This window comes from Amycolatopsis roodepoortensis, from assembly GCF_024628825.1.
Lineage (GTDB): Bacteria > Actinomycetota > Actinomycetes > Mycobacteriales > Pseudonocardiaceae > Amycolatopsis > Amycolatopsis roodepoortensis.
The window spans coordinates 8,955,963-8,980,968 of record NZ_CP102415.1 but is presented as its reverse complement, the minus strand read 5'-3'; the positions used below and the strand labels follow the sequence as shown (position 1 = coordinate 8,980,968).

The window sequence follows — 25,006 nt, the reverse complement described above, 5'->3', positions numbered from 1 at the left end:
CCACCGGCAGGGCCGATCGGAGTAACCCGGACCACCGGCGCCGGTGGTCCGGTCATGGAGCCGGCCCCGCCGCGGGACGCGACGGGGCCGGATCAGGGATTCCGTGGGATCAGCCGACCGGACGCGGCTTCAGGTTCACCTCCACCGTGTTGCCGGGGCCGGAGGCGACACCGCTGACGATGTCGTTGAGGAACCCGCAACCCTGCAGCGGCGGCAGGGTGTAGGAGCCGGTGAGCTTGCCACCGGCCAGCGGGTCGAAGCCCGCCTTCGACTGCAGCGGGATCTGGGCCGGTGTCTTCGTCTGGCAGGTCGGGCTCGCCGAGACCGGGAAGCCGAAGACGCTGACCCGCGGCAGCTTGACCGTCACCGCCGAGGTCGACTTGAGCACCCCGTTGGCCAGGGTTCCCGTGGTCTTGCCCGCCGAAGCGAACTCGATCTTCGCCTTGACCGGGACGAAACCCCAGAGCGTGAGGTTCGCGCTCGTCGGGTTCAGCGTCAGGTCGGCGTCGAAGGTCCCGTTCGCCAGGCTGATCGCGGCGTTGATGCCACCGCGCAGGTCGATCGGGCCCGCGAGCTTCTTCAGCTGCGTCTTTCCGGTCAGGTCGTAGCTGTACTTGACGACCGGGGAGGTGTTCGGCTGCGTCTTCGCCGTGACCGGCGCGCTTGCCGCCGACTTGTTCCCCGCGGCGTCCTTGGCGACCACGGTGAAGGTGTACTCCGTGCCGGCCGTGAGACCGTCCACAATGGCCGAAGTCCCCGTCACCGACTTCACCAGCGTGGAGCCGTTGTAGACGTCGTACCCGGAGACGCCGACGTTGTCCGTCGCGGCATCCCACTCGAGGCTCACGCTCGTCTGCGTGGTCCCCGTGGAGCGCGGGTTGCCCGGCACGCTGGGAGCCACCACGTCCGGCGAGGCCTGCGTCCGGACGGTGATGGCGGCGCTCGGAGTCGAGAGGTTGCCCGCCGCGTCCTTCGCGACCACCGTGAACGAATACTCGGTGTCCGGCGCGAGACCGTCCACAGTGGCCGAAGTCCCCGTCACCGACTTCACCAGCGTGGAGCCGTTGTAGACGTCATAGCCGGTGACACCGACGTTGTCCGTCGCCGCGTTCCATTCGAGGCTCACGCTCGTCTGCGTGGTCCCGGTCGAGCGCGGGTTGCCCGGTGCGACGGGCGCCTGGGTGTCGGGCGCGGTCTGCGTCCGTGCCGTCGCGGCGGCGCTGGGCGCCGAAGCGTTGCCCGCGGCGTCCTTCGCGACCACGGTGAACGAGTACTCGGTGTCCGGCGCGAGACCGTCCACAATGGCCGAAGTCCCCGTCACGGTCTTCACCAGCGTGGAGCCGTTGTAGACGTCGTAACCGGTGACACCCACGTTGTCGCTCGACGCGTTCCAGGACAGCGCGATGCTGGACTGGGTGACGTCGGTCGTGGCCAGACCGGCCGGAACGCTGGGCGCTTCGGTGTCGGGGACCGTGGCGGTCCGGGCGGTCACCGCCGCGCTGGGCTCCGACCTGTTGCCCGCCGCGTCCTTGGCGACGACGGTGAAGGTGTACTCGGTGTCGGCGGCGAGGCCGTCGACGGTGGCGTTGGTTTCCGTCACCGACTTCACCAGGGTGGTGCCGTTGTAGACGTCGTAGCCGGTGACACCCACGTTGTCACTCGACGCGTCCCACGCCAGGCCGACGCTGGTGGCCGAAGTACCGGTCGAGTGCAGGTTGCCCGGCACACCGGGAGCCTGCGTGTCGGGCGCGGCCTGCGTCCGGGCCGTGACCGCGGCGCTGGCCGCCGAAGCGTTGCCCGCCGCGTCCTTCGCGACCACCGTGAAGGTGTACTCGGTGTCGGCCGTCAGACCGTCGATCGTGGCCTGCGGTTCCGTGACGGACTTGACGACCTCGGTGCCCCGCAAGACGTCGTAGCCGGTGACACCGACGTTGTCGCTCGACGCGTCCCAGGCCAGCGTCACGCTGGTCTGGGTGGTTCCGGTCGAGTGCACGTTCGCGGGAATCGTCGGCGCCTGCGTGTCCGGGGCCTTCGCGGTCCGGGCGGTGGCGGGCGCGGTGGCGGGCGAGACGTTGCCCGCCGCGTCCTTCGCCTTGACCGTGAACGAATACTCCGTGTCGGGGGCCAGACCGTCGACCGTTGCCGACGTTCCGGTCACCGTCTTCACCAGCGTGGCGCCGTTGTAGACGTCGTAGCCGGTCACGCCGACCTCATCGGTGGCGGCGCCCCAGGACAACGCGACGCTGTTCTGGGTGACCTCGCCGACGGTCACCGCACCGGGAGCCGAGGGCGGGGTCGTGTCCGCGGCCGCGGTGACGGTGAAGGTGTGCAGCACGTTGGCCTGGCCGTTCGCGGGCGTGCAGTCCGCGACGAACGTGCCGAGGCCGGTCTCCGCGCCGGAAGCCGTCAACGGCGTCATCGTGAGCACCAGATCGTGCACCGAAAGCGTCGCCGTCCCGGGCTTGTCGAAGCGCAACGACGGCGCCGCGCCGCTCGCGTTGACGATCAGGTCGTTGCCCGTCGGCGGGATCGGCTGCAGCGGGACGGGTGTCGGCACGCCGACCGCGAGATGTCCCTGCGGGCTGGAGACCAGCGAGGTGGCCAGCGCCGATCCCTTGATCTGTTCGGCGCCGACGAGCCGGAGCCCTTCGGTCGCGGTCTTGCCCGCGTTGGAGACGGCCGTGATGTCGATCTTGGGCGTGAACTGGCCGACCGGGATCGTGTCGGGCAGCGTGGCGTTGATGTCGACCGTGACGTCCTGGTTCCCGATCAACGGGAACGGACAGCTGTAGACCTGCCGCAGCGGCGGGTGGTTCCCTGTGCCGACGACGGCTTCCGGGGCGACCGGAGAGCCGGTCACCGTGTAGGTCTGCAGGACGGTCTCGGCCCCCGCCGCCAGCGTGCAGTCCGAAGTGAAGGTGCCGAGACCGGTCGGCGTGCCGTCGGCCTTCAGCGGGGTCATCACCAGCTGGAGCCCGGTCACCGCGAGCGACGCGGTGCCCGGCTGGTCGAACCTCAGCGCGGGCGCGCTGCCCGTGGCGTTGACGACGAGGTCGTTGCCCGCGGGCGGGATGGGCTGGTTCGGCACGTCGGAGTCGACCTTCACCGTCATCGTGCCCTGGCTGCCGGGCATCGTGACGGTCGAAGTCGCCTTCGCGGTGCCCTTGATGGACTCGGCACCGACGAGCCGAAGACCTTCCGTCGCCGTCTTGCCCGCGTTGGACACGGCGGTGATCTCGATGGCGGGAGTCAGTTTCCCGGTCTCGATCGTCGAAGGCTGCGTGGTCTTGATGGTGACCGAGACGTTCTGATTTCCGATCAACGGGAACGGACACGAGTAATTCTGCGTGAGCTCACCCGGAGCCGCGGCACTGGTGCCCGAGCCTATCGCGAGACCCAGTGCCACCAAGGCCGCCGTGCTCACCACGGCGATGCCCCCAGTGGCCAGTCTTCGACTACGTCTTCTGTGTTTCACAGGTACCTCTCCAACACATAGACCACGCCCGCCGAAACCACTGGACAAATGATTAATGCCCGCTTTCGCGGGCTCTTCCCGGCGGGCGCGTGTGCACATTTACGGGTATGCCACAGGGAATTAACACACCCGCAAGGCTCGCCAGGCAAGGAAAATCACAGAGCCCGCGCGACCATTCTCCGTCTTTGTCATACGCGGTCGATTCGCCGTTCGCGAATCTGTCAGCCGCACCCCCAAAACGCTCGACCACACCTCGGCGATGGTGGTTACTGGCCAACAAGGCCGCGATCGGGTCGGCCGACTCGGCGCGCCAGGGCGGGACCCAGCCGAGGCGTTTGCAGACCGTGCCGACGTCGGGATCGGTCAGGCTCCGGCGGTCGGAGAGGTCCGCCGACCGCGGTACCCGGATCGCCGATGTCCTTGCGAACCTCGATCAGGAAGTCCGCGTGGAGCCTGGACTGAATGCCGGCCGGGAGCGCCTGCATGAGCCGGGTGTAGCCCCGGACGGTGCCGTACACGTTCACCCAGGCCCGAGCCAACCACGGATCGGCCACGGGCAACGGTCAATCGCCCAGGATCCCGGCCAGCACGCGACGTGCGTTCACCGCTTCCCCGTCGGCGCGGCCGCGCGTCCTGGCACAGGTGACCAAGGTCTTCCACAGCGCCCAGCCACGCCCACGTTCCCATTCCGGGCCGTCGATCGAAAGCCGCTCTCGGAACGCCCGCCTGCCGTCGGCCGTCAGCAAGGTCCAGGCGATGGCCAGGTCGCAGGACGGATCGCCGACTCCGCAGGTACCGAAGTCGATCACGGCCGCCAGCCGCCCGCCGCCGAGCAGAAGATTCCCCGGCGCGACGTCGCCGTGGAACCACCGATCGACGCCGTCCCGGGGAACGTCCAGCGCCGACTTCCAGAGAGCGCGGTAGGGGCCGACGTCGATTTCACCGTCGAGTTCCGTGAGCGCGCGCTCGGTCAAGGCGTCGAAGGTGCGCAGGGTGCCGCCGCGGAACCAATTGTGCTTACCCGGCTGAGGACCGTCCGCGGCATCGATGTTCCTCAACTCCACCAGGAATTCCGCCAGTTCGAGTGCGAAGCCCACCGGGTCGGAGATCCCGTCCGCGCTCGCGGGTTCGCCGTCGAGCCACCGATTGATCGACCAGGAGAACGGGTAGCCGTCGCCGGGATTCCCCTTCGCCAGCGGGATCGGGACGGGCAGCGGCAGCCGCGGAGCGAGCACCGGCAGCCACCGTTGCTCCTTGTCCACCGCCAAGGCGTATTCGGCGGCGCTCGGCAGCCGCGCCACCATTGCGTCGCCAACACGGAAAGTCCTGTTGTCCCAACCGGACTCGGCCACCGGCCGGACCGGAAGACCGGCCCAGTCCGGGAACTGCCCGGCGACCAGGCGGCGCACCTGTGCCACGTCGACGGTGATCCGCCGCGGCGGCGGGCCGAGATCCGGTGTACTGCCCAAGACGACTTCCTTCGCTCGATGTGGTGTCCCACACCGAGTCTGGTCGTGCCGTCCAGTGGATAAATCGGAGGACTCCAGGCCCGGAGTCGGGCAGAGTGGATCTCGTGCGAGAAATCCGGCGCGAGGTCACCGCCGTCGCGGGCGCGAAGGCGCTGGCCTGGATCGGGGAAACGCTTCACCACGTGTCCCCGGATTCGACGTTGTTCGGCGAGTACAGCGAAGTCTTCGACGCCGTGGCGGTCTCTCCCCGCGGTGAGCTGGTCGCGCTGATGGCCGATACCGGTACGACGGGGCTGCTGCTGTCGGCTGACGGCCGTCCGATCCGCGAGCTCACCCGCAGCGGCTACCAGGCCGAGGCCTACCGCTACCCGCTGGTGTTGTGCACCCTTCCCGACGGCCGGACGGGTTTGATCCACTGCCCCGACGAGTACAACCGGCTCGAGGTCGAGGTCGCAGAGACCGGCGAGCGACTCACCGACGGCCCGGCGCGTGAGCCGAGCGACTTCTTCCATTCGCGCCTGGCCGTCTCGCCGAGCGGCAGGTACCTGCTCAGTGCCGGCTGGGTCTGGCATCCCTGGTGCTCCGCGGCGGTCTACGACCTGGAGAAGGCGCTGACCGAACCCACCACGCTCGATTCGGTCGGCGACGTGTACACACAGATCGGTCTCGTGCAGGCTGAGGTCGCGGGTGCTTGTTTCGTCGGCGAAGACGTCGTGATCAGCACGTCCACCGAGGAGAACGACCCGGACGGACCCGACGACCTCGCCCCCACCATGCTTGCCCGGTGGTCGGCCACCACCCGGACGTTCGTCTGGCGCCGTCGGCTGGAGCTGCCCGCCGGCGACGTCGTTCCGTTCGCCGGCGATTTCCTGGCCTTGTACGACCACCCGCGTCTCTACGACGGAGCGACCGGAGACCTGCTCGGGGAATGGCCCGACCTTCCGACCGGGCACGCGGATGGCCCGATCGTGTGGAGCAAGTCCTTTTCAGGACCGGCGCGCGTGGCCGTCGACGAAATCCGGCGACGCTTCGCGGTGACCGACGGCGAACGGACCACGATCGTCCACCTCGGCTGACCGATTCCGGCCGTCAGGTGCTCGCGCCGAGCCGTTCCCCCTGCGTGAGTTCAGCGAGGAGCGCGGACTGTTCCCGCCGGTAAGCCTCGACGTTCGCCAGTTTGACGTCCTCGTAGCCGCGGACCAGATCGGGCAGTTCGGCCAGCGCCAGGAGCCTGCCCCGGTCCGCGCCCTCGGCGCCGAAAGCGGCGAGGATCGTTTCCCGGTACTGCCCGACGAGTTCCCGCTCCACCTTCCGGACATGCGCCTTGCCGAACGGGTCCCAGCGGGTGCCGCGCAGTTTCCGCGCCGCACGCAGCGCGACGAACACCGGGCGGAACTTCGGGCCCAGCGCGATCTTCCGCTTCATTCCCAGCGCGCGGAGCACGGGCGGGTGCAACCGGTAGGCATAGCGGCTGCCGACGCCGAACTCCGCCTCGATCCCGGCGAGTACGGCGGGATCGAGCGAAAGCCGCGCGACCTCGTACTCGTCCTTGTAGGCCATCAGTTTGTGCAGGTTTCGCGCCACCGCCTCGGTGACGGCGGTCGAATCCCCTTCCAGGACACGGACCCGCTCGACGAATTCGGCGTACTCCCGCGCATACCGCACGTTCTGGTACCGGACGAGCTCCGGCACGCGGATGTCCAGCAGCCGCGCGAGTTCCGACCCCGGCTCGGCGTGGACCAGCGCGCGGGCGCGCAGCGTGGCGGCCGACGGGGCGGGGGTCGCGGAGACGGTGGGCGGTGCGACCGCGGCGTGCAGCCCCTCGGGATCGGCGACGAGCTGCCTGCCGCGCCGGAAAGCCTGGAGATTGCCCGCGACCGCGACCCCGTTGAGTTCGATCGCGCGCTCCACGCTGGCCGCGTCCAGCGGGATGGCGCCGGTCTGGAGGGCGGCGCCGAGCTGGAGGATGTTGGCGAACTGGTCGTCGTCGAACAGGGTTTCAGCCAGCGCCCGCGCGTCGAGCGCCACGGTCCGCGCCGCGCTGTCGGAGATCGCGCCCCGCACCGCCGCCGCGTCGGGGAACGAAACGGTGGTGTCGACGACCATCCGGCCGGTCGGCACCTCGGTCGTGGAGACCACGGCCGTGGTCCGGCCGGGGTCCGTCACCGTCAGATGCGCGGGGTCCGCGCCGACGAGGACGTCGCAGGCCAGGTAGAGATCGCATTCCCCGGCCGCGAGTTTCGGGGCCTGCGGCGCCGGCTCGGCGGTGATCTTCAGGTCCGAGACGACGGCGCCGCCCTTCTGCGCGAGCCCGGTCTGATCCAGTGTCCGGACCTGCTTGCCCTCGATCACGGCGGCCGTGGCGAGGATCTGCGCGACGGTGACCACGCCGGTCCCGCCGACGCCGGTGATCCGCACGGTGAAATCGGTACCGGCGGTCTCGGGCTCCGGCAGTTCGGCCGCCGCGATCTCCGCGAGCCGCGCCCGGTGTTTGCGCCCGGTGGGCACCACCGTCATGAACGACGGGCAGTCCCCGGCCAGGCACGAGTAGTCCACGTTGCACGACGACTGGTGGATCGCGGTCTTGCGGCCGAACTCGGTGCTCACCGGCTGCACCGAGAGGCAGTTCGACTTCTCGCCGCAGTCGCCGCAGCCCTCGCACACCCGCTCGTTGATCACGACCTTGGCGGAGGGAGTGTCCAGTTTGCCGCGACGGCGTTTGCGGCGTTTCTCGGCGGCGCATTCCTGGTCGTGGATGAGCACGGTGACGCCGGGAACGCGGGCCAGTTCTTCTTGTGTGGTCAGCAATTCGTCGCGGTGCCGGACCTCGACGCCGTCGGGCAGGCGGACGCCGCGGAGCCGCTTCGGCTCGTCACTGGTGATGACCACCTTCGCGACGCCTTCGACAAGCAGCAGCGACGCCAGCCGGTCCACCGAAAGCCCGCCGACGGCGTCCTGACCGCCGGTCATCGCGACCGTCGCGTTGTAGAGGATCTTGTAGGTGATGTTCACCCCGGCGGCCACCGCCGCCCGGACGGCGAGGCTGCCGGAATGGGTGAACGTGCCGTCGCCGATGTTCTGCACGAAATGCGAGGCGTCGACGAACGGCTCCATCCCGAGCCACTGCGCGCCCTCGCCGCCCATCTGGGTCAGCCCGACCACGTCCCCGACCTGTTCCGGTTCCATGAACAACGCCATGGCGTGGCAGCCGATCCCGCCGCCCACCACGGTCCCCTCGGGCACCTTGGTCGACGAGTTGTGCGGGCAGCCGGAGCAGAAATACGGCGTCCTGGTCAGCAACGGCACCGAGATGCGCTCACGGCGCCGCCGTTGCCGCCACGCGGTCACCGACGGGATCTCGTGGTGGTCGCTCAAGCGGGTGGCCAGCACCCTGGCGATGGCGTCCGGGTCGAGTTCGCCGAGTTCGGTGCACAGGGTGCGGCCGTCCGGGCCGGTCTTGCCGTGCACGGCGGGCGCGCCGGCGGTGCCGTACAGCACCTCCTTGATCGCCGATTCGACGAAGGAACGCTTTTCCTCCACCACGACGATCTCGCTCAGTCCGTCGGCGAACCGGCGGACGATCGACGGTTCGAGCGGGTGGATCACGCCGAGTTTGAGGATCCGGATGCCGTGCCGGGACAACGCTTCGGCGTCCAGGCCGAGCAGCCGCAACGCCTGCATGAGGTCCAAATAGGACTTTCCGGCGGTGACGATGCCGACGCGGTCCGCGGGCCCTTCCTGGACGATCCGGTTGACCCCGCTCGCGCGCACGTACTCCACGGCCAGCGGCAGACGTTCGGTGTACAGGCTGCGTTCGAGCGCCATCAACGTGGTGCCGAGCAGCCGGGAGGTGGGCTTGTGCCGGTACGCGGGCAGGGCGAGTTCGGGCGCGGTCCATCGCGGGTGGACGTGGGCGGTGCTCGCGGCGTCGGCCACGTTCGCCACGAGTTTCATCGACGACCACAGCCCGCTCGCCCTGGACAGCTCGACCGCGTGCAGGCCGAAGTCCAGCACGTCCTGGGAATCGGACGGGAAGAACACCGGCATCGCGAGGTCGGCCAGTGCGAGCTCGGAGGCGCACGGCACCGAGGAGGACTTGGCGTTCGGGTCGTCGCCGACCAGCGCCACCGCACCGCCCGCCGGGTCGGTCCCCGCGAGGTTGGCGTGCCGCAGGGCGTCCGTCGCGCGGTCCAGGCCGGGTGCCTTGCCGTACCAGAATCCGGTGACTCCCCCGCGGGACGAGCCGACCGACGAGGTGAGCTGACTGCCCATGACCGCCGTCGCGGCGAGCTCCTCGTTCAGACCGGGACGGTGCGCGACGTCGTGTTTCTCGAGCAGGACGGAACGGCGGCCGAGTTCGAGGTCGTATCCGGCGAGCGGGGATCCCTCGTAGCCGGAGACGAACACGGCGGGCGACGCCCCGGCGGCGCGGTCGTGCCGCACCCGGTCGAACAGCATCCGGACCAGGGCCTGGACGCCGCTGAGGTACACGGTGCCGTCCTCCCGCAGATACCGGTCCTCCAACGTGAACTGCTCCACCAGACCTGCCTCCTTCGGCACCCCCGCGCGACGTCACGACAGGAGACCCGACCCCCGCGGGCCGCCGCAACAGGCGGCAGTCTATTGGCCCCCGGGACGCAAAAAATCCGGCCCGTCTTCTCCACTGGCCGATATCCGTTGCGTCTGCGTACCATCCTGGCCCATGGCGGACCAGCTCATCGACGAGACCGATCGCGAGATCCTCGAACTCCTGCGGGAGGACGCCCGGCGCACGCTGGGCGACATCGGAGCCCGCGTCACGCTGTCGACCGCGGCCGTCAAACGCCGGATCGACCGCATGCAGGAGAACGGCGTCATCGTCGGCTACACCGTCCAGATCGACCACGCCAAACTCGGCTGGGGTATCGAGGCGTTCACCGAACTGCGGTTCACCGGGACCACCAAGGTCGGCGAGATCGTCCGCACCACCACCCGGATGCCGGAGGCCCAGGCGGTCTTCACCATCGCCGGCGACCCCGACGCGCTCGTCTGGCTGCGGGTGCGGGATATGGGCCACCTGCAGCGCACCATCGACGAGATCCGGCGGCATCACCAGGTCACCGGCACGAAGACGCTGATGGTGCTGGACTCCTGGACGCGCGGCCAGCAATGGCCTCACCCCTCGTGAGTGGTAAGGACGGTTCCAGCCAAGGTGTCTCAGGCACCTGATGGCTTCCGGAGGCGGTGTCGCGAAAGCCACTTTCGGGACACCAGACGTCTCGAAAGTGGCTTTCGCGACATGATCGCGCGGGTGAGCCCGGCACGGCCCGAGATTGCGGCGATGCCACGTGACTGATCGGACGACACGCGTGATCCGGTGGACGACACGCGTGACTGGACGGACGACACGACCGCGGCCGGGATCACGCCACGAGTCGTCCGCAGGATCACGCGTGTCGTCCATCCAAACACGCGAAAGCGCCATCCGTGCGCCTGCAAGCGGTCGTGGCCCTAACCCGTGGGGCGGGTGGCGCCCCGCAGCAGCCGCTCCCCCGTCCGCGCGAGGTACTCGCCGAATTCCGCCGGTTCCTCCACCGTGAACCCGATGTCGGTGAGCAAGAGAACGACGGCCAGCCACTCGAACGAGTCGACATGGGCGACGTACCGGCACCTGTCGTCGCCCAGGGCTTCGAAACTCCCGTCGATCCGATGCAGCCGGGCCGCGGCCTCGTCCGCGCCGACGTCCAGGGTCAGCGTGATCCGCAGCGATTTCGGGCTGTGAAAGCGTTCCTGGAGATGAGCCGCGACGTCGTCGACCGGGAGCTCACGCGGCTCGAACGCCACGTCCGTCGTCTTCGGTCCGGCGATCCGGTCGAGACGGAAACTCCGCCAGTCCCGCCTGCCGAGGTCCCACGCGTACAGGTACCACCGCCTGCCGAGCTGGACCAGGCGCATCGGCTCGACCGTCCTTGACGACGGGCCGTCCTTCGCCGTGTACGCGAATTCGAGGCATCGGCGAGCCGCGATCGCCGCGGCGAGGACGTTCAGGACGTCTTGGGTGACCCGCGGCTGTTCGCCGCTCCCGAACTCGACCGCGGCGAGCATTTCGTCGGTCCGCCTGCGCAGTGCCGCCGGGAGGACGCGCCGGAGTTTCGCGGCGGCGCGGTCGGCCGATTCGGCGGTCAGGTCGACGCCGGTGCCGCCCGCCGCGGCGAGCCGCAGCCCGAGCACGGTGGCGATCGCCTCGTCGTGTTCCAGCATGAGCGGCGGCAGCGCGGTTCCCGCGACGAGCCGGTAGTTGCCGCCCGGGCCGCGGCTGCTCTCCACGGGATATCCCAGCCCGCGAAGGTGGTCGATGTCCCGGCGAAGCGTGCGCGGCGGGACTTCCATGGCCGTCGCGAGTTCGGCCGCGGGCCACGCCCGGCCGGACTGCAGGAGCGACAACAGCCGCAGCATCCGTTCCCGTGGTGCCGTCACGACGCCTCCCGTAATTGTGGCCGAAAACCGGCCACATCTCATCGTAGCCTCGAGTCATGGCGAAAGTTCAAGCAGACCGTGGCCGGTGGATCACCGTGGAAGGCGCCCGGACGCACAACCTCCGCGACGTTTCGGTGCGGGTGCCGAAACACCGGCTGACCGTGTTCACCGGCGTGTCCGGATCCGGGAAGTCGTCGCTGGCCTTCGACACGATCGCGGCCGAGGCCGAACGCCTGGTCACCGGGAGCTACCCCGCCTTCGTGCGGAACCGGCTGCCCCAGCATCCGCCCGCCGACGTCGACCGGATCGACGGGCTGGTCTTCACGACGATCGTCGATCAGCGGCGGTTCACCGGCAACGCCCGGTCCACCGTGGGCACGGCGAGCGACATCGCGCCGTTGCTGCGGCTGCTGTTCTCCCGCATCGGCGAGCCGAACGCCGGATTCTCGCCCGCCTACTCGTTCAACGATCCGGCCGGGATGTGCCCGCGCTGCGAAGGGCTCGGCGTGGTCGACGAGATCGATCTCGACCGGCTGCTCGACCGCTCGCGGAGCCTGCGCGACGGCGCCGTGCGCTTCCCGACGTTCGCGCCGGGGACCTACCGGTGGAAACGGCTCGTCCACTCCGGACTCGTCGACCCCGATGTCCCGCTGGACCGGTTGCCGCCGGCGAAGGTCGAGACCCTGCTGCACGCCGAAGGGCTCCCCCTCGACGATCCGGGTGACGACTACCCCAAGCACGGCCTCTTTGACGGGATCGTCCCGCGGCTGCGAGACACGTACCTGCGCAAGACGCCCTCACGGCTCACGGCCGAGGAGCGGGAGGGACTCGCCGGAGTCGTCACCCGCGGCGTCTGCCCGGAGTGCGCGGGAACCCGCCTGTCCGAGGCGGCACGCGGCAGCCTGATCGACGGACGCTCCATCGCGGACTGGTCCGCGCTGCCGGTCGGCGAATTGCGAGACGTCGCCGCGAAAGTGTCCGATCCGTCGGTGGCGCCGCTGCTGCAGGCGATCCGCGAACGCCTCGACGCCCTGGACTCGGTCGGGCTCGGTTACCTCAGCCTGTCCAGGGAGTCGAGGACGCTGTCCGGCGGCGAAGCCCAGCGCGTCAAGATCGTCCGCCATCTCGGCAGCGCGCTCAGCGACGTCTGCTACGTGTTCGACGAGCCCAGCACCGGCCTGCACCCGCACGACGTGCACCGCCTCCTCGAACTGCTCGCCAAGCTCCGCGACGCGCACAACACGATCCTCGTGGTCGAGCACCATCCCGCGGTCATCGCGGCCGCGGATCACGTCATCGATCTCGGGCCCGGCGGCGGTGACGGCGGCGGGCAGGTCCAGTTCGAAGGCCGCCCTGACGAACTCATCGCGGCCGGCACCGAGACGGGGCGGATTCTCGGTACCCCGCTTCGGTTCCGGGAGCGGACCCGCGCCGCGCGAGGAGCCGTGACGATCTCCGGCGCCCGCAGTCACAACCTGCGTGACGTCACCGTCGACGTGCCGCTCGGCGTTCTGACCGTCGTCTCGGGTGTCGCCGGTTCCGGCAAGAGCACCCTGATCACGGGCGAACTCCCCCGGCAGCATCCCGATTTCGTCGTCGTCGACCAGGCCCCGCTGCGCGGTGGCATCCGGTCCACCCCCGCCACGGTGCTGGGCGTCGCCGAGCCCATCCGCGAAGCGTTCGGGAAGGCCACGGGGAAACATCCGTCGTGGTTCGGCGCCAACGGCCGCGGCGCGTGCCCGGTCTGCAAGGGAAAGGGCGTCATCATCACCGACCTGGCGTTCCTCGACGACGTCCAGACCGGCTGCGACGCCTGCGGCGGCACCCGGTTCAACCCGGAGGCGCTCGCCGCGCGCTTGAACGGGCGGACCATCGCCGACGTCCTGGCGATGAACCCGGCGGACGCCGCCGCGCTCTTCGGCGAACACCCCGCGATCGCTCAGCGGTTGCGCTGGCTGGACCGGGTCGGGCTCGGTTACCTGACCATCGGGCAGAGCCTCGACACCTTGTCCGGCGGCGAACGGCAACGGCTGCTGCTCGCCCGCCATCTCGCCGACGCCGGCCCCGCGGACGAACTGCGCCTGGTCCTCGACGAACCGACCGCCGGGCTGCACGGCAGCGACGTCGACCGGTTGCTGGCCCTCTGCGACGAACTCGTCGACGGCGGCGCGACGCTCGTCCTGATCGAACACGACCAACGGGTGATCGCGCACGCCGACCACGTCATCGACATCGGGCCGGGGGCGGGAGCCGACGGCGGGACGGTGGTGTTCGAGGGCGAGCCGTCGGCACTGGCCGAGGACGCCGCGTCGATCACGGGGCGCCACCTGCGAACGCGTTCCCGGCGCCGGACGGCGCCGGGAACACCCACCCGCCCGGGAACAGTTCCCGGGCGAGCGCGATGATTCCCCATCGGGCTTTGCCCGACACGCCGGTACCGAACAGTTCTTCGCCCTGATGTTCCGCCGCCGCCTGGCACTTCGTCCCGCGGAACGGAATGCTGTGCGGCGGGAGGACGAAATGACCGAGTCACTGCCCCAGCGGATGTACCTGCTCGGCTACGACACCGAAAAGAACCGGCTCGACCCCACCAGCGCCCCGGTGCGAGGCACGCTCCTGCGGGCGGCCGCGGTGACCGAGCTGGTCACCGCGGGTCTTCTCGCCGATCGCGACGGGAAGGCCGCCCGCACGGCAGCGGCGGGCCTCACTCCGGGAGACCCGTTCCTCGCGAAAGTGCTGGAAGACGCTCGCGAAGAGAAGCCCCGCCGCTGGTTCGCCCTCATCGACCACGACTGGCACAAGGCCGAGAACATCGTCCGCGACCAGCTCGCCGCTTCCGGGACGATCAGGGTCGACAAGCGCCGGGCGATGGGCATCTTCCCGGTTCGCGACATCACCCTGGCCGAACCTCACCGGACGCGGGCGCTGCGCGAGCCGATCCGGAACGTGGTGCTGAGCGGCGAAGACCCCGGCACCTTCCCGATCGAGGACGCGGTCCTCGCCATGCTGTCGTACGAGGGCGACGTCCGCACGGTCTTCACGTCGAAAGAGAATCGCGCGAACCGGAAAGCCGTCAAGGCGCTTGCGGCGCATGTCGACACCGCCCTGCCCGGACTGCGGAAGGCGGTTCAGTACTCGGTGGCCGCCCGCCGCTCGGCCGTCAGCGGCTAGCCTCCGCCCTGTCGACGACCTTGGTGAGGAAATGCTGCTGTCCCAGCGTCCATACGTTGGTGGCCAGGAAGTACAGCAGCACCCCGATCGGCACCGGGAAGAACGATCCCGAGACCAGCATGCCGGCCGGTGCCAGGTACATCATCAGCTTGGTGATCCCCGCCGTCTCGGGGGCGGTCGCGGTCTGCCGGGCGAGTCCCGAGCGCATCGAGAAGAACGTCGCCAGGCTCGCGAGCAGCATCAGCGGCACCCCGACGGCGATCATGTGGACGTGATCCGTGCCGAACGCGGCCAGCTCGGCCGCCGGTTGCGAAAGCCAGTTGCCGAGCTTCGCGCCGAAGAGGTCGGCGTTCAAGAACGACCGCACGCCGGCGGCGTCGAACACGTGATTCGACTGCGCTCCTGGGGTGAAATCGCGCAGAACCCAGTACAGGGAAAGGAAGACCGGCAGCTGGATCAGCGCCGGGAGACAACCGCCCAGCGGGTTCGCCCCGGTTTCGGCGTGCAGTTTCTGGATCTCCTTCGTCATCCGCTGGCGATCCTTGCCGTACTTCTCCTTGATCTCCCGCAGCCGCGGCGCGAGCGCCTGCATGCGACGGCCCGCGCGCAAGGCGCCGAGGGCGGGTTTGACCAGCAGCAGGCGCAGGGTGAAGACGAGGAACACGATGGACAGCACCCAGGCCACGCCGGAGTCGGGACTCCAAACGGCGCCGAAAACCTTGTGCCAGAACCAGAGAACGGCGGAAACGGGGTACAGGAAGACATCGAACATGACCAGGTCACTCCGTCGGTCGAAGGTGGGTGGGCAGGAGTGACTGCCTCACCTTCGAACGGAAGGGTCAGGCAGTCGCGATGCCCGGTGACGGAGCCCGGGGCCGCACGCGGCCACGCGCGTCGGGGTCGCGCAGGCTCAAGAACAGCTGTGCGCGTTCGCGCAGGCTGATGGCGCGCACCCGCATCGCGGCGGCGGCAGGTTCCAGGCGGAAATGCGCCGCGAGCGCGAGCAGGACGGCGGCGAGGGACGCGGTCAGGGCTGCGGCCAGGCCGAGCGGGTTGATCCCGGCGACGACCGGGAGCAGGACGAACAACCCGGGCAGGAACAGCGCAAGCATCAGCTTGAGCCGCACGCCGAAGTAGGTTCGCTCCACGTCACCGACACTACCGGAGATATTGCGTTGCGTGACTCCCGATCGCGCGGGCAGGCTGTCGAGATGGGTCACGTCGAGGTCGCACACGTCGAGTACCACCTGCCCGACGGACGACTGCTCCTCGACGACGTCTCGTTCCGCGTCGGTGAGGGCAGCGTCTGCGCGCTCGTCGGCGCCAACGGGGCAGGCAAGACCACGTTGCTGCGGCTGATCTCGGGGGAGCTCTCCCCCACCAGTGGATCGGTGACCATCAGCGGCGGGCTCGGGGTGATGCCCCAGTTCGTCGGCTCGGTGCGCGACGAACGGACGGTACGGGATCTGCTCGTCTCGGTGTCGCCGGAAGCACTCCGCGCCGCCGCCCGCGCGGTCGACGAGACCGAACTCGCCTTGATGGAACGCGACGACGAAGCGAACCAGATGGCGTACGCGCAGGCGCTCGGCGATTGGGGCGACGCTCGCGGCTACGAAGCCGAAGTCGTGTGGGACAAATGCACGACGGCGGCCCTCAACCTGCCGTACGAAAAGGCGCGCTGGCGTGAGGTGCGCACGCTGTCCGGCGGGGAGCAGAAGCGGCTGGTGCTGGAGGCGCTGCTCCTCGGCGGGTCCGGCGTGCTCCTGCTCGACGAGCCGGACAACTATCTGGACGTCCCCGGCAAACAGTGGCTGGAAGAGCGGCTGCGTGAGACCCAGAAGACCGTGCTGTTCGTTTCGCACGACCGGGAGCTCCTCGCGCGGGCCGCCAACAAGATCATCAGCGTCGAACCTGGGCCCGCCGGCGGCGACGTGTGGGTGCACGGCGGCGGCTTCGACAGCTACCACCAGGCCCGCGCGGAACGCTTCGAGCGCTTCGAGGAACTCCGCCGTCGCTGGGACGAAAAGCACGCCCAGCTCAAGAAACTCGTGGCCGACATGCGGCAGTACGCCGCGCGCAGCGACGAGATGGCTTCGCGCTATCACGCCGCGCAGACGCGGTTGCGGAAGTTCGAGGAGGCCGGCGCGCCCGCCGCTCCCCCGCGCGAACAGAAGATCACCATGCGCCTGCGCGGCGGCCGGACCGGTGTCCGCGCCGTCACCTGCGAAGGCCTCGAACTCCGCGGCCTGATGAAGCCCTTCGATCTGGAGGTCTTCTACGGCGAACGGGTCGCGGTGCTCGGCTCGAACGGCTCCGGCAAATCGCATTTCCTGCGGCTGCTGGCCGGGGAGGACGTCGCCCACGACGGACTGTGGAAACTCGGCGCCCGCGTCGTCCCCGGCCATTTCGCGCAGACGCACGCCCACCCCGAACTGCTCGGGCACACGCTCGTCGACATCCTCTGGACCGGCTACGCGCGAAGCCGCGGTCCCGCGATGAACATCCTGCGCCGCTACGAGCTCGACGGCCAGGGCGACCAGAGGTTCGAGAAGCTGTCCGGCGGCCAACAGGCACGGTTCCAGATCCTGCTGCTGGAGATCGGCGGCGCGACGATCCTGCTCCTGGACGAGCCGACCGACAACCTCGACCTCGCCTCGGCGGAAGCGCTGCAGCAGGCGCTGGAAGCCTACGAGGGGACCACGATCGCGGTGACGCACGACCGGTGGTTCGCGCGCTCCTTCGACCGGTATCTCGTGTTCGGCTCGGACGGGCACGTGCGCGAAACCGCGGAACCGGTGTGGGACGAGCGGCCGGTGCAGCGCGCCCGGTGACCCACTCGGGTCGGGAAAAGCGACACACCAACGAGAGGTCGCCTTAGGCGGCTCCCTCGTGTGCTTGAATGCCGCCGCGTGCCGACACCCGAGTGCCCGCATCGTCCCCAGGCTGGAGTTCTCGTGAAGGCCGCTGCAATCCCCTTCGCCATCGCGGCCTTGTGCTGTGCGGCGTTCCTCGTGAGCTTCCTTCGCGACCGGCGCCGGTTGAGGAACGGGTTCTATCTCTTCTTCGCGTTGCTGTTCCTCGGCGTGACGTTCATCGCGCTGCTCGCCTCGGTCTCCCCCGAGGCGGCGGGTTTCGTCGCGGTCGGGGTGATCCTGATGATCGTCCCGACGGTGCTCGCGCTGACGGTCTTCCTGATCTGCAACGGGATCACCATGCTGCGCCGCGAGGGGCGGCGGCTGGCCAACGTCCTTTCGCTGCTGACGGGGCTCGGCATCTGCGCGCTGATCGTCTTCAACGCGACGGTCACCCAACTCGCCTGGGAGCCGCTCGACATCGTCCGGGGCATCCTGAACGGACTCGTCGTCTACTTCTCGTTCCTTTTCGTCTGTTTTCTCCTGTACTCGATCGTCTACGGCCGCATCCGCACCGAAAAGGGCATCGACTTCGTCGTGGTGCTGGGTTCGGGCCTGCTGGACGGGCACCGGGTGCCGCCGCTGCTGGCGGGCCGCCTGAACCGGGCCAAACGCGTCATCGAAGCCGAAGCCCGACGCGGCCGGGAGCCGATGGTAATCACCTCGGGCGGGCAAGGACCCGACGAGGACCTGCCGGAGTCCCACGCCATGGCCGCCTATCTGGTCGAGAACGGGCTGCCGAAGGAGCGGATCCTCCTCGAAGACCGCTCGCGGACGACGTTCGAGAACCTCACCTTCAGCGCCGAGATCATGGAGCAGCGGAAAGCCGACTACCGGTGCACGGTGGTCACGAACAACTTCCACGTGCTCCGCGCCGCCCTCATCGCCCGCCGCGCCAAGGTGAACGGCCAGGTCATCGGATCGCCGACGGCCTGGTACTTCTGGCCGAGCGCCACCCTCCGCGAATTCGTGGCCATCCTGGTGGACCACAAGTACAAGAACCTGATCGTCTGCGGGCTCATCGTGCTTTCGCAAGTCTCGCGCGCCTTCTATTGAGTGGTGCGCGTCGGGCCTCAGGTACCCATGGATTCCGGCTGCGGTTGATCTCAGGCCCGGTCCGTGAAGGCCCCCTTCCCTCGGCTCAGCCGAGGAAACTCGACCTTCATGTACTCAGGACGAGCAACAACACCGGCACCGAGTCGATCCGGTGAGCGCGCGTGTCGCGAAAGCCACTTTCGGGACATCAGACGTCTCGAAAGTGGCTTTCGCGACATGATCGCCAGGGGCGGCGCAGGGGCCACCCGGCCGGCGGAAGAAACCGGCACGCCGGGACGAACTCCGCGCACCAACGCTCGGAGCGGCATGACAAATCCCCCGCAACCGTTTGACAACACCGTTTTCGCGGGGTCATCGTCCTGCGCATGAGCGCTTACACCCGGCAGGCGATGGCGCGGCTGTTCGACCGGACGGCGGAGACCTACGACGCGCTCGGCGTCGACTTCTTCGGCGCGTTCGCCACGGAACTGCTCGACCGGGCCGGGCTCGTCCCCGGTGAGCGCGTGCTGGACGTCGGCTGCGGCCGGGGCGCGGTGCTGTTCCCGGCGGCCGAGCGGGTCGGCCCGGAAGGATCGGTGCTGGGGATCGATCTTTCCGCGGAGATGGTCGAGCGCACCGCGAAAGATATCGCGGCGCGCGGAGTCAACGCCTCGGTTTCCCTTATGGACGCCCAAGAACCGACGCTGGACGACGCCGCCTTCGATGCCGTCCTCGCGTCGTTCGTGGTGTTCTTCCTGCCCGATCCGGTCGCCGGCCTGCGGTCTTGGCATCGCCTCCTCGCGCCCGGCGGCAGGCTGGGCGTCACCACGTTCGGCGCCGACGATCCCCGGTGGGCGGCCGTGCGCGAGGTGTTCAAGCCGTTCGTTCCGCCGGAGCTGGCCTGGACACTGGCCGTCAGGTCGGGCCTGTTCGCCACCATCGAAGGATTCGGCCAGGCCGTTGAGTCGGCGGGCTTCACCGGTGTCACGTCCGTGGAACGCGTCTATCCGGTGAAGTTCGCCGACCCCGGGCACTGGATCACCTGGTCCTGGTCGCACGGCCAGCGGATGTTCTGGGAGCTGGTCCCGGAAGACCGCCTCGACGCCGTCCGCCGGGCCGTGCTCGCGGAGCTCGAACCGCTCCGCGAGCACGACGGGAGCGTGGTGCTCGCGCAGACCGTGCGCTACACCCTCGCCCACCGCGGTTGACGGCTCACAACGCGAGCCTCGGCCAGGACTCCGTGTCCCGTGACAACTGCCGGTCGTGCGTGGCGATCACCACCGCCGCCGGGGTCGTTTCGAGCGCGGCGGTCAGCTCGTCGACGAGTGCGGCGGAGAGGTGGTTGGTCGGCTCGTCCAGCAGCACGACGTGCGGACGCCGGGCCAGCACCAGTGCCAGGTCCAGCCGCCGCCGGGCACCGACCGACAGCTCGGCCACCGGCCGGTGCCGGTCGTAGCCTGCGAGCAGTCCCAGTTCGCCCAGCCCCGGCCCGGGGATCCCGGTCCTGGCGAGCTGTTCGTCGTACAACTCCATCGCCGTCCGCCTGCCCGGCAGGTCGGATTCCTGGCCCAGCCTGCCGATCCGCGCGGACCGCGAACGTGTGACCGTGCCGGTCCCGGGCTCCAGCTCCCCGGCCAGCACGGCCAGGAGCGTCGATTTACCCGCGCCGTTGCGGCCGGTGACGACCAGCCGGTCGCCGCTCTCCAGCGCCAGGTCGACCGGACGCGTGAGCCGCCCGGCCACGGTCACCCCGGCGGCGCGGAGGAGCGTCGCGCCTCCGTGCGCCGGCAGCTCCGGCATGGCGAACCGGGCGGGCGGCGGCGGAACGGCGACCACGTGCTCGGCCAGCTCTTCCTGCCGCCGGTGGACCGCGCGGACCAGCCCGGGCGCGCGTGTGGCGCGGACGTGCCTGCCGGTGCCCTTGGGCGGCCGCCAGTTGTCGCGCAACCGGTTCCGCGCCGCGGACAGGTCGTCGGCCAGCCGTTGCCGCTCGGCGATCTGGTCGGCGTGCGCCGACTCCCACCGGGCGCGTTCGGCCCGGCGGGCCTCCACATAGGCTGCGTACCCGCCGCCATAAACGCGTGGCCGTCCGTCGCTCGACGGATCGAGGTCGACCACCGTGGTCGCGACGTCGGCGAGCAGGGCCCGGTCGTGGCTGACCAGGACGACCACGCCCGGATGGGCGCGCAACCGCTCGGTGAGATGGTCGAGCCCCGCCGCGTCGAGGTGGTTGGTCGGCTCGTCGAGCAGCAGGACCGGATGCCCGGCGCCGAGCAGGCAGGCCAGCCGGACCCGGTGCCGTTGCCCGACCGAAAGTGTCCCGAGTGGACGGTCGCGGTCGTCGACGGCGTTCAAGGCGGCCAGTGACACTTCGACCCGCCTGTCGGCGTCCCACGCGTCGAGGGCCTCGGCTTCTTCGAGTGCGGCGGCGAAGGCGTCTTCGGCTCCGGGACGTCCGTCGCTGAGGGCCTCGGTGGCGGACTCGAGCCGGGCCAGCGCGCTGCGGACGGCTGCCAGTTCGAGGTCGATCAACGCGCCGACGGTGTCGTCCGGCCCGAGCGGGATCTGCTGGTCGGCGACTCCGGCCGACCCGGAACGGTGCACCTCGCCGCGGTCGGCGGCCAGGTCACCGGCGAGTACCCGGAGAAGGGTGGTCTTGCCGCGACCGTTCTCCCCGACGATGGCGACCCGTTCGCCGGCACCGGCGACGAGGTCCACCCCGGCGAGGACGGGCCGTCCCCCGTAGGAGAGGTGGACGCCGGACAGGCGGACGTGCGCCGCGCGCACAGGCGCGGGCGAAAGAGGGGATGACATGAAGGAACTGCCTCCGGTGAAGTGATGAGCAGGAAGAACGAAATCCGGTATCGCGGCTCGCGGTACCGGTGGAGGCGTCGTTCCTCAGAGGAACAGCAGTTGCTGCATCACGATCACGAGGGTAGGTCACGTCTCCGGAGCCCCGCATCCGATTTTCGTGATCACACGTTCGCGCCATCCCCCGCGACCGGCGGTCACCTCCCGGAGACCCCCTTTCACCTGCGACGACACCGCTCCCCTAGCCCGTGATCGCGGCTTCAAACCACCACTTTCCGGGGTCACCCACAGGTGCCTCACGACGGTTGCCGTGATCACCGGCCCGTTCGACGGTGGGCTTCACAGCAAGGATCTTCCGAGAGGAGCGGGACCGATGGCGAAGACCATGCAGCCGCAGGAACTCATCGACAGTGCCGTGGTCGACCCGACCGGCAACAAGCTCGGCAAGGTGGGCAACGTCTACCTCGCCGACGCGACTCGCCAGCCGGAATGGATCACCGTCAAGACGGGCCTGTTCGGCACCAAGGAGAGTTTCGTGCCGCTCTCCGGGGCGCACGCGGACAAGGACGGTGTGCACGTCCGCGTCGACAAGGACGCGGTCACCGACGCACCTCGCATCGAGGCCGACGGCCACTTGTCGGCCGAGGAGAGCGCGCAGCTCTACAAGCACTACGGGCTGCCGATGCCGCGGACCTCGCCGGACGGCCGGATGGACGACCGGGCGCGGGGCCGGGGCCGCGACCAGGACGAGGCCGGCCGGACCAGGGCAGGTATGGACACGGGAACGGACACCGGCAAGAAGCGCCGGGACGCCGATCCCACCATGACGCGGTCCGAGGAACGGCTGAACGTCGGCACCGAGCAGGTCGAGACCGGACACGTCCGGCTGCGCAAGTACGTCGTCACCGAGGAACAGCAGGTCACCGTGCCGGTCAGCCACGAGGAGGTGCGGATCGAACGGGAGCCCATCACGAAACAGGGCGGCGAGCGCGCCGAGATCGGCGAGGACGAGCAGGAAGTCGTGCTCCACGCCGAGAAACCGGTGGTGAACAAGGAAACCGTCGCGGTGGAGCGGGCGAGGCTCAAGACCGAGACCGTCACCGAGGACCAGACGATCTCCGGCAAGGTGCGCAAGGAACAGTTCGAGGTCACCGACGACGACGGCAAGCACCGCAAGTCGTGATCCCGTAGCGGGGGCGGCCCAGGGCGGCCGCCCCCGGGGATTCAGCGCGTGCGCCGGGCGCGGGCGGCCGCGACCACGAAACCGGCCGCCACGGCACCCGCGATCGAACAGCCGACGCCGAAAAGCACCGCTGGCTCGTGCACTCGCAGGACCGAGACGCACAGCCACGCCGTCGCGCCGAACAGCAGGCCGAGCACCGGGCCGCCGACGAGCGCGCCCCGCCAGCGGTGACCGTTCCGGATGGTCCGCAACCCGGATTCCAGATACGCCAAGGCGAACAGGGCGAGGATCAGGCTGCCCGCGCCGAGCGCGCTCGCGAGCGGATGCTGCCGGGTGACGACGGTGAACGTCCTCGGGACGCCGTCGGCCGTCAAGGTCGCGGTGACGGCTCCGCCGGCGATCCAGCGGGTGAGCCCGGGAAAAGCGAGATCCGCGCGGAATCCCTCGCCGTCGGGTTTCGGCACCGCCGACGCGGAACCGAGCGGGATCCCGGCGGCCGAAAGGTCGAGGGTCACCTGTTCCGGGCGTCCCTCCCCGGTCACGGCGAACGTCTTGCTGAGGTCCAGTGGCGCGGACGAGGCGCCGACGCCGTCGATCTTCAGCGTCGTGGCCTCGTGCGGCAGCCGCTCCGGCGTGAGCAGGGTGAGCACCACGATCGCGATCGCGACGACCGCCGCGGCCAGCCGGAACCAGAGCACCGAGCCGGCCCGGGACTCGGACTCGAAGCTCGCGCGAGTCGCCGACAGCGTCGGATCCGGCGCGGGGCGGTGGACTGGCCGAGTCGGGCCGTCCTCTGTCGGTGTGGGCGTGCCGAACGCGGCGATCACCCGAGGGGTCAGGTGCCGCACCGGCACGCGGGACCGCTCCAGCCAGCCCGGTCCGTACACGGCGGTGGCGGCCGAGGCGAGGTCGGCGGCGAAGGTCTCCGCGTCGCGGTACCGGGAGTCGAGCTCGCGCGAGAGGCTGCGCATGACGACCCCGGCGATCGGCGACGGCACGCCGTCGATCGGGCGCGGATCGGTGAACATGTGCTGGCGCATCATGCTGATCGCGCCGCGGGTGTTGTCGAACGGCAGCTTCCCGGACAGCAGTTCGTAGAGCACCGTGCCCGCCGAGTAGACGTCGGCCGCCGGGCTCAGCGCGTTGCCCATGGCTTGCTCCGGCGCGATGTAGGCGGGGGTGCCGAGGACCTCGCCGCCGTGCGTGACGAGGGTGGCGCCCTCGCTGATCACCTTCGCGATGCCGAAGTCGGCCACCTTCATCACACCTTGGGTGGTGAAGAGCAGGTTCTTCGGCTTGACGTCCAGGTGCAGCACGCCCGCTTCGTGCGCCGCGTGGAGCCCGGCGAGCATCGCCAGCCCGATCGCGCACGCCTGCTCCCCGCCGATCTCCCCGCTGCGGAAGCGGCTGTGCACCGTGCCACCGTCGAGGCGTTCCATCACCATCAGGTGCTCGCGGCCGGTGCGCACGTAGTCGTACACGGGCACGATATGCGGGTGGTCGAGGCTGGCCAGTACCCGCGCTTCGCGGTCGAAGAGCTCGCTGCTGACGGCGTGGTTCAGCACGTCCCACGGCAACTGTTTGATGGCGACGTCGCGGCGCAGCGAGCGGTGGACGCCGGCGAAGACGACCCCCATCCCACCCTGGCCGATCGCGGGCCCGATCTCGTACTGCGGCAGCGCGGCGACGACCTCGGCGGGTGCGCTCATCGGTTGAATTCCTTGGTGGAGTCGGGAAAGCGGACCGTTTCGTCACCGGCGGGACCCGGCGCGGGATGCGGGGTCAGGTAGCCGAGCAGGAACGCGATGACGGCGGCGCCGAGCACCACCGGGATCTCGATCGCGGGCTCCGGCGGGACGAGCCGCAGCACCGACAGCGAGACGACGGCGACGAGCCCGGTGCCGAATCCGGCGGGCAGGAAACGCAGACCGCGGCGCCACCGGTTGGCGGGAAGCCGATGGCGGGCGAGCGCGAGCAGGGCCGTCAGCCACGCCAGCACGGTGAGCACGAGCATCGCGAGCCCGAAAGCGCCGTAGACCGACCAGAAGGACCCGCGGATATCGGCGACCGTGGTGGCCTCGCCGAGGGTTCCGCGCTGGGCGTCCAGGAGTTCGACCGTCGACGGGAGCAACCCGATCGCCTGACCGGAGAGGTCGGCCATGTCCAGTACGAAGGTCCTGGTGACGCGGCTGTGCGCGGGGACTTCGAACGGCGCGGTCGTGTCGTAGGCGAAGAAGGTCAAGGCGAGCGCCACGCCGGACACCCGCACACTACGGACCTTGACCGCGGTCCCGCCGCTGTTGGTCGCCGTGACGGTGAGTTCGAGTGGTTTCGCCGGATCGATCACGACCGTGGCGTTGGTGATCGGCCGGTCGTCGAAGGTGACCGCCAGGTCGAGTCCGCCACCGTCCGCGACCGCCGGTGACGAGCTCAGGAGGACCGCGCACAGACCCAACGCAACCCCTGCCGCGATGACACGTCCCATTTTGCGCAT

The 25,006-nt window shown here is 69.7% G+C and carries 17 protein-coding genes; 8 read left to right on the top strand and 9 right to left on the bottom strand.

Annotated features, from left to right (window positions below; translation table 11 throughout):
- Positions 1-109 precede the first annotated feature (109 nt).
- Entirely contained in the window at positions 110-3,427 is a 3,318-nt protein-coding gene (locus tag NQK81_RS42975; protein ID WP_257486077.1) for a fibronectin type III domain-containing protein, read from the bottom strand.
- 611 nt (positions 3,428-4,038) lie between these two features.
- On the bottom strand, positions 4,039-4,944 hold the full coding sequence (locus tag NQK81_RS42970; RefSeq protein WP_257486076.1) for an aminoglycoside phosphotransferase family protein: 906 nt from the start codon (positions 4,942-4,944) through the stop codon (positions 4,039-4,041).
- Between the two features lie 104 nt (positions 4,945-5,048).
- Between NQK81_RS42970 and NQK81_RS42965 the strand changes: the two genes are divergently transcribed.
- Positions 5,049-6,020: a hypothetical protein gene (locus NQK81_RS42965; protein WP_257486075.1), complete on the top strand. Its 972-nt coding sequence runs from the start codon at positions 5,049-5,051 to the stop codon at positions 6,018-6,020.
- A 13-nt stretch (positions 6,021-6,033) separates the two neighbouring features.
- Here NQK81_RS42965 and NQK81_RS42960 read toward each other — a convergent pair whose 3' ends face one another.
- Positions 6,034-9,483: an indolepyruvate ferredoxin oxidoreductase family protein gene (locus tag NQK81_RS42960; RefSeq protein WP_257486074.1), complete on the bottom strand. Its 3,450-nt coding sequence runs from the start codon at positions 9,481-9,483 to the stop codon at positions 6,034-6,036.
- Positions 9,484-9,646: 163 nt separating this feature from the next.
- Here NQK81_RS42960 and NQK81_RS42955 point away from each other — a divergent pair, with 163 nt between their 5' ends.
- The gene (locus NQK81_RS42955; protein ID WP_038512105.1) at positions 9,647-10,111 is read left to right on the top strand and encodes an Lrp/AsnC family transcriptional regulator; all 465 of its coding nucleotides are present in this window, start codon (positions 9,647-9,649) and stop codon (positions 10,109-10,111) included.
- Between the two features lie 323 nt (positions 10,112-10,434).
- Here NQK81_RS42955 and NQK81_RS42950 read toward each other — a convergent pair whose 3' ends face one another.
- The gene (locus tag NQK81_RS42950) at positions 10,435-11,400 is read right to left on the bottom strand and encodes a helix-turn-helix transcriptional regulator (protein ID WP_257486073.1); all 966 of its coding nucleotides are present in this window, start codon (positions 11,398-11,400) and stop codon (positions 10,435-10,437) included.
- A 56-nt stretch (positions 11,401-11,456) separates the two neighbouring features.
- Here NQK81_RS42950 and NQK81_RS42945 point away from each other — a divergent pair, with 56 nt between their 5' ends.
- Complete coding sequence (locus tag NQK81_RS42945) at positions 11,457-13,805, top strand: excinuclease ABC subunit UvrA (protein ID WP_257486072.1); 2,349 nt, start codon at positions 11,457-11,459, stop codon at positions 13,803-13,805.
- Between the two features lie 115 nt (positions 13,806-13,920).
- Entirely contained in the window at positions 13,921-14,571 is a 651-nt protein-coding gene (locus NQK81_RS42940; protein WP_257486071.1) for a GOLPH3/VPS74 family protein, read from the top strand.
- Here NQK81_RS42940 and yidC read toward each other — a convergent pair.
- Positions 14,561-15,343, bottom strand: a complete 783-nt coding sequence (gene yidC, locus NQK81_RS42935) for a membrane protein insertase YidC (RefSeq protein WP_257486070.1) — start codon at positions 15,341-15,343, stop codon at positions 14,561-14,563. The genes NQK81_RS42940 and yidC overlap by 11 nt on opposite strands.
- Before the next feature lie 67 nt (positions 15,344-15,410).
- A complete protein-coding gene (locus NQK81_RS42930; RefSeq protein ID WP_257486069.1) occupies positions 15,411-15,719 on the bottom strand; it encodes a DUF6412 domain-containing protein in 309 nt (102 codons plus the stop codon).
- A 63-nt stretch (positions 15,720-15,782) separates the two neighbouring features.
- Here NQK81_RS42930 and NQK81_RS42925 point away from each other — a divergent pair, with 63 nt between their 5' ends.
- The 3 genes from NQK81_RS42925 (at position 15,783) to NQK81_RS42915 (ending at position 19,726) form a co-directional block, all read left to right on the top strand.
- Positions 15,783-17,402, top strand: coding sequence for an ABC-F family ATP-binding cassette domain-containing protein (locus NQK81_RS42925; protein ID WP_126734281.1), 1,620 nt, complete (start codon positions 15,783-15,785; stop codon positions 17,400-17,402).
- A gap of 123 nt (positions 17,403-17,525) precedes the next feature.
- On the top strand, positions 17,526-18,539 hold the full coding sequence (locus NQK81_RS42920; protein ID WP_257486068.1) for a YdcF family protein: 1,014 nt from the start codon (positions 17,526-17,528) through the stop codon (positions 18,537-18,539).
- 365 nt (positions 18,540-18,904) lie between these two features.
- The gene (locus NQK81_RS42915) at positions 18,905-19,726 is read left to right on the top strand and encodes a class I SAM-dependent methyltransferase (protein WP_257486067.1); all 822 of its coding nucleotides are present in this window, start codon (positions 18,905-18,907) and stop codon (positions 19,724-19,726) included.
- Between the two features lie 4 nt (positions 19,727-19,730).
- Here the strand turns inward: NQK81_RS42915 and NQK81_RS42910 are convergent, their stop codons facing one another.
- The gene (locus tag NQK81_RS42910; protein WP_257486066.1) at positions 19,731-21,332 is read right to left on the bottom strand and encodes an ABC-F family ATP-binding cassette domain-containing protein; all 1,602 of its coding nucleotides are present in this window, start codon (positions 21,330-21,332) and stop codon (positions 19,731-19,733) included.
- Between the two features lie 370 nt (positions 21,333-21,702).
- On the opposite strand from NQK81_RS42910, the gene NQK81_RS42905 reads away from it, so the two are divergent.
- A complete protein-coding gene (locus tag NQK81_RS42905; protein WP_257486065.1) occupies positions 21,703-22,512 on the top strand; it encodes a DUF2382 domain-containing protein in 810 nt (269 codons plus the stop codon).
- Positions 22,513-22,553: 41 nt separating this feature from the next.
- On the opposite strand, the gene NQK81_RS42900 is transcribed toward NQK81_RS42905, so the two are convergent.
- A complete protein-coding gene (locus NQK81_RS42900) occupies positions 22,554-24,221 on the bottom strand; it encodes a serine/threonine-protein kinase (protein ID WP_257486064.1) in 1,668 nt (555 codons plus the stop codon).
- Complete coding sequence (locus NQK81_RS42895) at positions 24,218-24,997, bottom strand: hypothetical protein (RefSeq protein WP_257486063.1); 780 nt, start codon at positions 24,995-24,997, stop codon at positions 24,218-24,220. Before NQK81_RS42895 ends, NQK81_RS42900 begins: the two co-directional genes overlap by 4 nt.
- Positions 24,998-25,006 lie beyond the last annotated feature (9 nt).

What these genes read in the sequence shown, in the direction of transcription:
- NQK81_RS42900 (WP_257486064.1), bottom strand. Translation starts at nt 24,221, where the DNA reads ATGAGCGCACCCGCCGAGGTCGTCGCCGCGCTGCCGCAGTACGAGATC.
- NQK81_RS42910 (WP_257486066.1), bottom strand. Translation starts at nt 21,332, where the DNA reads ATGTCATCCCCTCTTTCGCCCGCGCCTGTGCGCGCGGCGCACGTCCGC.
- NQK81_RS42905 (WP_257486065.1), top strand. Translation starts at nt 21,703, where the DNA reads ATGGCGAAGACCATGCAGCCGCAGGAACTCATCGACAGTGCCGTGGTC.
- NQK81_RS42945 (WP_257486072.1), top strand. Translation starts at nt 11,457, where the DNA reads ATGGCGAAAGTTCAAGCAGACCGTGGCCGGTGGATCACCGTGGAAGGC.
- NQK81_RS42955 (WP_038512105.1), top strand. Translation starts at nt 9,647, where the DNA reads ATGGCGGACCAGCTCATCGACGAGACCGATCGCGAGATCCTCGAACTC.
- NQK81_RS42925 (WP_126734281.1), top strand. Translation starts at nt 15,783, where the DNA reads ATGGGTCACGTCGAGGTCGCACACGTCGAGTACCACCTGCCCGACGGA.
- yidC (WP_257486070.1), bottom strand. Translation starts at nt 15,343, where the DNA reads ATGTTCGATGTCTTCCTGTACCCCGTTTCCGCCGTTCTCTGGTTCTGG.
- NQK81_RS42895 (WP_257486063.1), bottom strand. Translation starts at nt 24,997, where the DNA reads ATGGGACGTGTCATCGCGGCAGGGGTTGCGTTGGGTCTGTGCGCGGTC.
- NQK81_RS42915 (WP_257486067.1), top strand. Translation starts at nt 18,905, where the DNA reads ATGAGCGCTTACACCCGGCAGGCGATGGCGCGGCTGTTCGACCGGACG.
- NQK81_RS42940 (WP_257486071.1), top strand. Translation starts at nt 13,921, where the DNA reads ATGACCGAGTCACTGCCCCAGCGGATGTACCTGCTCGGCTACGACACC.